2 protein-coding genes are annotated in these 8,321 nt (G+C 63.8%); both read left to right on the top strand.

The genetic code is table 11. The features are described 5' to 3' along the window. Positions 1-119: 119 nt before the first annotated feature. Positions 120-935, top strand: coding sequence for an orotidine-5'-phosphate decarboxylase (gene pyrF, locus VSR72_RS43650; RefSeq protein ID WP_342958366.1), 816 nt, complete (start codon positions 120-122; stop codon positions 933-935). 578 nt (positions 936-1,513) lie between these two features. Then, the coding region (locus VSR72_RS43645) for an ESPR-type extended signal peptide-containing protein (RefSeq protein WP_342958365.1) at positions 1,514-8,321 on the top strand (6,808 nt) is incomplete at its 3' end.

Raw genomic sequence — 8,321 nt, 5'->3', positions numbered from 1 at the left:
AGCCGGGCGGCCGCCCGGCTTGCGCGAACGTGCCGATGACGCCGGCGCGGAGCACCGCTTCGCAAGCCGGGTAAAATACGCGCCGTTTTCCCTTCACCGGCTCGCCGCGAGCAAACACCATGACCTCCTTCACCCAGACCCTCGGCGCCGCCTGGCAGCGCACCGGTTCGCTGCTGGGCGTGGGCCTCGATCCCGAGCCCACGAAATTTCCCACCGCGCTGGCGGGCCGCAGCGACGCGATCTTCGAGTTTTGCCGCGACATCGTCGATGCCACGGCGGCCTACGCGTGCTCGTTCAAGCCGCAGATCGCCTACTTCGCCGCGCATCGCGCCGAAGACCAGCTCGAAGCGCTGATCGCGCACATCCACGAAAAGCATCCTGGCCTGCCCGTGATTCTCGACGCCAAGCGCGGCGACATCGGCAGCACGGCCGAGCAGTACGCACGCGAAGCGTTCGAACGCTTCAAGGCTGACGCGGTGACGGTCAACCCCTATATGGGCTTCGATTCGGTGGAACCGTGGCTCGAGCACAAAGGTAAGGGCGTGATCGTGCTATGCCGCACGTCGAACCCAGGCGGCTCCGACCTGCAGTTCCTGACCGTCGATGGCAAGCCGCTCTATCAGATCGTGGCGGGTCTCGCCGCACAGAAGTGGAACGCGAGCGGCGAGCTGGGCCTCGTGGTGGGCGCCACCTTCCCGAAGGAAATCGAAACGGTGCGCGGTATCGTCGGCGACATGCCGCTGCTGATTCCCGGCATTGGCGCGCAAGGCGGCGATGTCGAAGCGACCGTGAAGGCCGGCCGCACCGCCAACGGCACGGGCATGCTCATCAACTCCTCGCGCGCGATCATCTACGCGAGCAAGGGTGAGGACTACGCGCAGGCAGCTGCAACAGCCGCCAAGGCAACGCGCGACACGATCAACGCGTATCGGTAATCCCCGAACGCGGTTGGCCGGCGCTTTTGAAGCAGGCGCCGGCCTGGTCTTAAAACTTCCCTAACACTTGTTTTAAATTCCGGACAAAAGCGCATTTCTGGGCGCAAAAATAAGAATCGTCCGATACGTCTCGCTGTTTCCTCTCCGTAACATTCGTGCCACATAGCGGGTAGTGCCTTTGCCCGCCAGATGTGTGTCAGCGCAATGTTCGCAAACACCCCTCTGGACTGCTTTCGGCTCACGCCTTCACTGGCTGCGCGGGAGGCCCTGGTACTGCCCGGGTGGCTGCACTGTCCGCGACCCCCTCACTCCTTCACCGCGCGCGTCGCGCAACAGATGGCGTTGTATCCCGTTAATCGAACTCGTCTGATTGGTTCGAAACCCGGCGGAGCAGACACTTGAGCTCATGGAATCGATCGGGCCGTTGATCCGGCTGGCGAGACGAAAGCAGAAATTGATGCTTCGTCGGTAGCGAGCCGGAAACGAGCGACGGCCGAGCCGGTTCGCGTGCAATTTCCGGCGGGACGACATACCCCGTCAAATTTTTGTAGATCTTGAAAGATCATTAAGGATTACAGATGAATAAGGCATATCGTTCGGTCTGGAACGAGTCTGCGCAGACGTGGGTTGCCGTCCAGGAAAACGCGCGTGGGCGGAGCAAGGGTGCAGGCGGTTCCGACGTCGTGAGCGGCGATTCGGTTGCTGGCGCTCTCGGGCGTTTGAGCGTTGGTCCGACGGCACTGGCACTTGCGGTATTTGGCGCGTTTTCGCCGGCGGCGTTTGCTGTTACTGGTGGTCTTGTTGAAACCTGCCAGTCTGGCTCGAATACGGGCTCGACGCTGGTTGCTAGCAATACGAGCGTTTATACGAACACGACTTGTGCTCAGGCGAACGCTGTCTGGATCAACGGCGATGCCAACAACAAGATCTATGGCGGGGCGGCGTCGAACTCCACTCAGGCTGCTATTGGTGTCAATGGCGTTACCGGCGTGGTGAGCATCACGGGTGGCAGCGGCATCATTTTGTATAACCAGACCAGTCTGAATGGCAGCAAGATCATCAGTCTAGGCAATGGCATTATCTCGTCGAACAGTGGCGATGCAGTCAACGGCTCGCAGTTGTACGGCTTGAGCTACTCGCTCGCCTCCGCGATTGGCGGGGGCTCCGCGGTGAATGCCGACGGCACCCTGAGCAAGCCAAGCTTTGCGTTGACAAACGCCAACTCCATTGATGGCACGACCGGTCCGCAGACCAATATCAACGCCGCGTTCAATACCGTCGATACGGCGCTCGGCCAGTTGAACAACGCCATCAACAATATCAACAACACTGGCGGGACTAAGTACTTCCACACGAACTCGACGTTGGCGGATTCGTCGGCCACGGGCACGAACAGCATTGCAGTCGGCCCAGCCGCCGTTGCCAGCGCAACCAACACGGTTGCTATTGGCAATGGCGCGACCGCGACCAACTCCGGCAACATCGCCATCGGCAACGCGCAGGCGATCAATGGATCAGGCGCCTCTAACGCGGGACTGGGCAATATCGCGATTGGCGACAGCGCACAATCCAATACGACCTCCAATGCTGGCGGAGCGGGATCCGGCTACAACACGGCCGTGGGCCAAGGGGCCAATGCGACGGGGGACGGCACATGGGGGCATAACACAGCGCTCGGTGGGAATGCAAAGACGGGTGGCCTGAACTCGGTGGCGGTCGGCGCAAACTCGTCCACGTCGGGCAACGGCAGCGTTGCGGTTGGCTTCAATTCGGCTGCAACCGGGGCTTTCTCCGACTCGATTGGTTACGCAGCGACTGCGAGCGGCACCCAGGCGTTCGCCGCCGGTGCTTCGGCCACTGCGACGGCCACGAACGCGCTGGCACTCGGCGCAGGCGCCCAGGCTACGACGGCGAACTCGGTGGCGCTGGGCAATGGCGCGACCACGGCGGCAGCGGTGGGTACGGCGAGCGGTGTGATCGGCGGCACGACGTACAACTACGCTGGCACGAGCCCGACGGGCACGGTGAGCGTGGGCGCGGCGGGTGCGGAACGCACCCTCACGAACGTGGCGGCGGGCCGTGTGACGGCCACGAGCACGGATGCGGTGAACGGCTCGCAGCTGTACGCGACCAACACGCAGGTCACGGCCAACACGACGAGCATCTCGAGCCTTTCGGGTTCGGTCACGACGCTGCAGGGCAACGTGACGACCATCAACGGCCAGATCACGACCATCAACGGCAAGCTTGCCGATGCGGTGCTGTACGACTCGTCCGCGCACAACTCGGTGACGCTGGGCGGCACGGGGGCGAGCACGCCGGTGGCGCTGCATAACGTGGCCAACGGTGCGCTGAGCGCGACGAGCACCGATGCGGTGAACGGCTCGCAGCTGTACGCGACGAACGCGAACGTGACGAATGTCACCAACTCGGTGAACAACATCGTGAACGGTGGCGGTATCAAGTACTTCCACACGAACTCGACGCAGGCTGATTCGTCGGCAACAGGCACGGATTCGACGGCGATCGGACCGGCCGCTACCGCTGCGGGGACGTCTGCGATCGCGACGGGCACCAACGCGCAGGCGCTGGGCTACGCGTCCGTGGCGACGGGTAACCAGTCGCAGGCGACCGGAACGGGGGATGTGGCGCTCGGCTCCACGGCCCTCGCGTCTGGCGGCGGTACGTATGCAACGGCAATCGGCACGGGCTCGCAGGCGAACGCTGCGGGGGCGACTGCGTTGGGCGGGAGCGCGAAGGCAACGGCAGCCAACGCCATGGCATTGGGGTATGGCGCACAGGCCACGACGGCGAACTCGGTGGCGCTGGGCAATGGCGCAAGCACGGCTGCCGCGGTGGGCACGACGAGCGGTGTGATCGGCGGCACGACCTATACGTATGCGGGCACGGCTCCGACCGGTACGGTGAGCGTAGGCAAAGCAGGCGCCGAGCGCACCCTCACGAACGTGGCGGCAGGCCAGGTGACGGCGTCGAGCACGGACGCGGTGAACGGCTCGCAACTGTACGCGGCCGACACGCAGATCACGGCCAACACGACCAGCATCTCGAACCTTCAGGGTTCGGTCACGACGCTGCAGGGCAACGTGACGACCATCAACGGGCAGATCACGACCATCAACGGCAAGCTCGCCGATGCGGTGATGTACGACTCGTCCGCGCACAACTCGGTGACGCTGGGCGGCACGGGCGCGAGCACGCCGGTGGCGCTGCACAACGTGGCCAACGGTGCGCTGAGCGCGACGAGCACCGATGCGGTGAACGGCTCGCAGCTCAACGCGACGAACGCGAACGTGACGAATGTCACCAACACGGTGAATAACATCACCAATGGTGGCGGCATCAAATACTTCCACACGAACTCGACGTTGGCGGATTCGTCGGCCACGGGCACGAACTCGACCGCGATTGGTCCGCAGGCCCTGGCTTCCTTCACTGGCGATGTGGCGCTTGGCTATGGCGCAACGGCGACCGGCAACGCGACGACTACGTCGTCACTGGCCATTGGTCCTGGCGCAACCGCAATCAATTCGACGGCCGGTGTCGGGGGCGGTTACGGCAGTATTGCCATTGGCTCCAACGCACAGGCCGTAACGACTGCCACCGGTGGTTCCGCCGGATATGGCGGAGATATCGCGATCGGTATCAATGCGAACGCAACAGGGACTTCTAGCTGGGGTAATAACACGGCCATCGGCTTGAGTGCGACCACGTCTGGCTACGATGGTACTGCGCTCGGCGCTGGCGCACTGGCGACCACCCAGGCAACGGCGTTGGGCCGGTTGGCTACGGCTACGGGCAACAGCTCGGAGGCCGTCGGCTGGAAGGCAACCGCGAGCGGTGATCACAGCGTGGCCATGGGCACGAGCGCGATCGCTGGCGGCAGCTATTCGACCGCGATCGGTGCTGGCGCCAACGCAAGCGTGGCCAATTCGGTGGCGCTGGGTAACAGTGCGACCACGGCTGCTGCTGTGACGACTTCGAGCGGTGTGATCGGTGGCACGACGTACAACTACGCAGGCGGCACGCCCACTGGCGTGGTGAGCGTGGGCACGGCTGGCGCAACGCGCCAGATCCAGAACGTGGCGGCAGGCCAGGTGACGGCGTCGAGCACGGACGCGGTGAACGGCTCGCAACTGTACGCGGCCGACACGCAGATCACGGCCAACACGACCAGCATCTCGAACCTTCAGGGTTCGGTCACGACGCTGCAGGGCAACGTCACGACCATCAACGGCCAGATCACGACCATCAACGGCAAGCTCGCCGATGCGGTGATGTACGACTCGTCCGCGCACAACTCGGTGACGCTGGGCGGCACGGGCGCGAGCACGCCGGTGGCGCTGCATAACGTGGCCAACGGTGCGCTGAGCGCGACGAGCACCGACGCAGTGAACGGCTCGCAGCTTTACGCGACGAACGCGAACGTATCGAATGTCACCAACTCGGTGAACAACATCGTGAACGGTGGCGGTATCAAGTACTTCCACACGAACTCGACGCAGGCTGATTCGTCGGCAACAGGCACGGATTCGACGGCGATCGGACCGGCCGCTACCGCTGCGGGGACGTCTGCGATCGCGACGGGCACCAACGCGCAGGCGCTGGGCTACGCGTCCGTGGCGACGGGTAACCAGTCGCAGGCGACCGGAACGGGGGATGTGGCGCTCGGCTCCACGGCCCTCGCGTCTGGCGGCGGTACCTATGCAACGGCAATCGGCACGGGCTCGCAGGCGAACGCTGCGGGGGCGACTGCGTTGGGCGGGAGCGCGAAGGCAACGGCGGCCAACGCCATGGCATTGGGGTCTGGCGCACAGGCCACGACGGCGAACTCGGTGGCACTGGGCAATGGCGCAAGCACGGCTGCCGCGGTGGGCACGACGAGCGGTGTGATCGGCGGCACGACCTATACGTATGCGGGCACGGCTCCGACCGGTACGGTGAGCGTAGGCAAAGCAGGCGCCGAGCGCACCATCACGAACGTGGCGGCAGGCCAGGTGACGGCGTCGAGCACGGACGCGGTGAACGGCTCGCAACTGTACGCGGCCGACACGCAGATCACGGCCAACACGACCAGCATCTCGAACCTTCAGGGTTCGGTCACGACGCTGCAGGGCAACGTGACGACCATCAACGGGCAGATCACGACCATCAACGGCAAGCTCGCCGATGCGGTGATGTACGACTCGTCCGCGCACAACTCGGTGACGCTGGGCGGCACGGGTGCGAGCACGCCGGTGGCGCTGCACAACGTGGCGAACGGTGCGCTGAGCGCGACGAGCCTCGACGCGGTGAACGGCTCGCAGCTGTACGCGACGAACACGAACGTGTCGAACCTGGCTGGCAACGTGACGACCATCAACGGCCAGATCACGACCATCAACGGCAAGCTTGCCGATGCGGTGCTGTACGACTCGTCCGCGCACAACTCGGTGACGCTGGGCGGCACGGGTGCGAGCACGCCGGTGGCGCTGCACAACGTGGCGAACGGTGCGCTGAGCTCGACGAGCACCGACGCAGTGAACGGCTCGCAGCTGTACGCGACGAACACGAACGTGTCGAATCTGGCTGGCAACGTGACGACCATCAACGGGCAGATCACGAACATCAACGGCAAGCTTAACGATGCGGTGCTGTATGACTCGTCCGCGCACAACTCGGTGACGCTGGGCGGCACGGGTGCGACTTCGGCAGTGGCGCTGCATAACGTAGCCAACGGCGCGCTGAATGCATCGAGCCTCGATGCGGTGAACGGCTCGCAGCTGTACGCGACGAACACGAACGTGTCGAACCTGGCTGGTAACGTGACGACCATCAACGGCCAGATCACGAACATCAATGGCAAGCTTGCCGATGCGGTGCTGTACGACTCATCGACTCACAATTCGGTGACGCTGGGCGGCACGGGCGCGACCTCGGCAGTGGCGCTGCATAACGTGGCGAACGGTGCACTGAACGCATCGAGCACCGACGCAGTGAACGGCTCGCAGCTTTATGCGACGAACACAAATGTGTCGAATCTGGCTGGCGACGTGACGACCATCCAGGGCAACATCTCGAACCTTGCCGGCGACATCACGAACATCAACGGTCAACTGGCCGATTCGGTTCTGTACGACTCGTCGGCTCACAATTCGGTGACGTTGGGCGGCACGGATGCAACCTCGGCAGTGGCGCTGCACAATGTGGCGAACGGCGCGCTGAACGCATCGAGCCTCGATGCAGTGAACGGCTCGCAGCTGTATGCGACGAACACGAACGTGTCGAACCTGGCGGGCAACGTGACGAACCTCGCTGGTGACGTGACGACCATCAACGGTCAGATCACGAACATGCAGGGCCAACTGGCTGATGCGGTTCTGTACGACTCGTCGGCGCATGACTCGGTGACGCTGGGTGGCACGGGTGCGACTTCGGCAGTAGCGCTGCACAACGTAGCGAACGGCGCGCTGAGCGCATCGAGCCTCGACGCAGTGAACGGCTCGCAGCTGTACGCGACGAACACGAACGTGTCAAATCTGGCCGGTAATGTGACGAATCTCGCTGGCGACGTGACGACGCTGCAAGGTGACGTGACGACCATCAATGGTCAGATCACGAACATGCAGGGGCAACTGGCCGACGCCGTGCTGTACGACTCGTCGGCACACGACTCGGTGACGCTGGGCGGCACGGGTGCGACCTCGGCAGTGGCGCTGCACAATGTGGCGAATGGCACGCTGAGCACGTCGAGCCTCGACGCCGTGAATGGCTCGCAGCTGTATGCGACGAACACAAATGTGTCGAATCTGGCTGGCGACGTGACGACCATCCAGGGCAACATCTCGAACCTTGCCGGCGACATCACGAACATCAACGGTCAACTGGCCGATTCGGTTCTGTACGACTCGTCGGCTCACGACTCGGTGACGCTCGGTGGCACGGGTGCGACCTCGGCAGTGGCGCTGCACAACGTAGCGAACGGCGCGCTGAGCGCATCGAGCCTCGACGCAGTGAACGGCTCGCAGCTGTACGCGACGAACACGAACGTGTCGAATCTGGCGGGTAACGTGACGAACCTCGCCGGTGACGTGACGACCATCAACGGTCAGATCACGAACATGCAGGGCCAACTGGCTGATGCGGTGCTGTACGACTCGTCGGCGCATGAATCGGTGACGCTGGGCGGCACGGGTGCGACCTCGGCAGTAGCACTGCACAACGTGGCAAACGGCGTGCTGAGCGCATCGAGCCTCGACGCCGTGAACGGTTCGCAGCTGTACGCGACGAACACCAACGTGTCGAACCTGGCCGGTAACGTGACGAATCTCGCTGGCGACGTGACGACGCTGCAAGGTGACGTGACGACCATCAACGGTCAGATCACGA

Source organism: Paraburkholderia sp. JHI869 (assembly GCF_038900775.1).
Classification (GTDB): domain Bacteria; phylum Pseudomonadota; class Gammaproteobacteria; order Burkholderiales; family Burkholderiaceae; genus Paraburkholderia.
The sequence above is the reverse complement of the archived record's forward strand: the minus strand, read 5'-3'. Positions and strand labels throughout refer to the sequence as shown.

What these genes read in the sequence shown, in the direction of transcription:
- pyrF (WP_342958366.1), top strand. Translation starts at nt 120, where the DNA reads ATGACCTCCTTCACCCAGACCCTCGGCGCCGCCTGGCAGCGCACCGGT.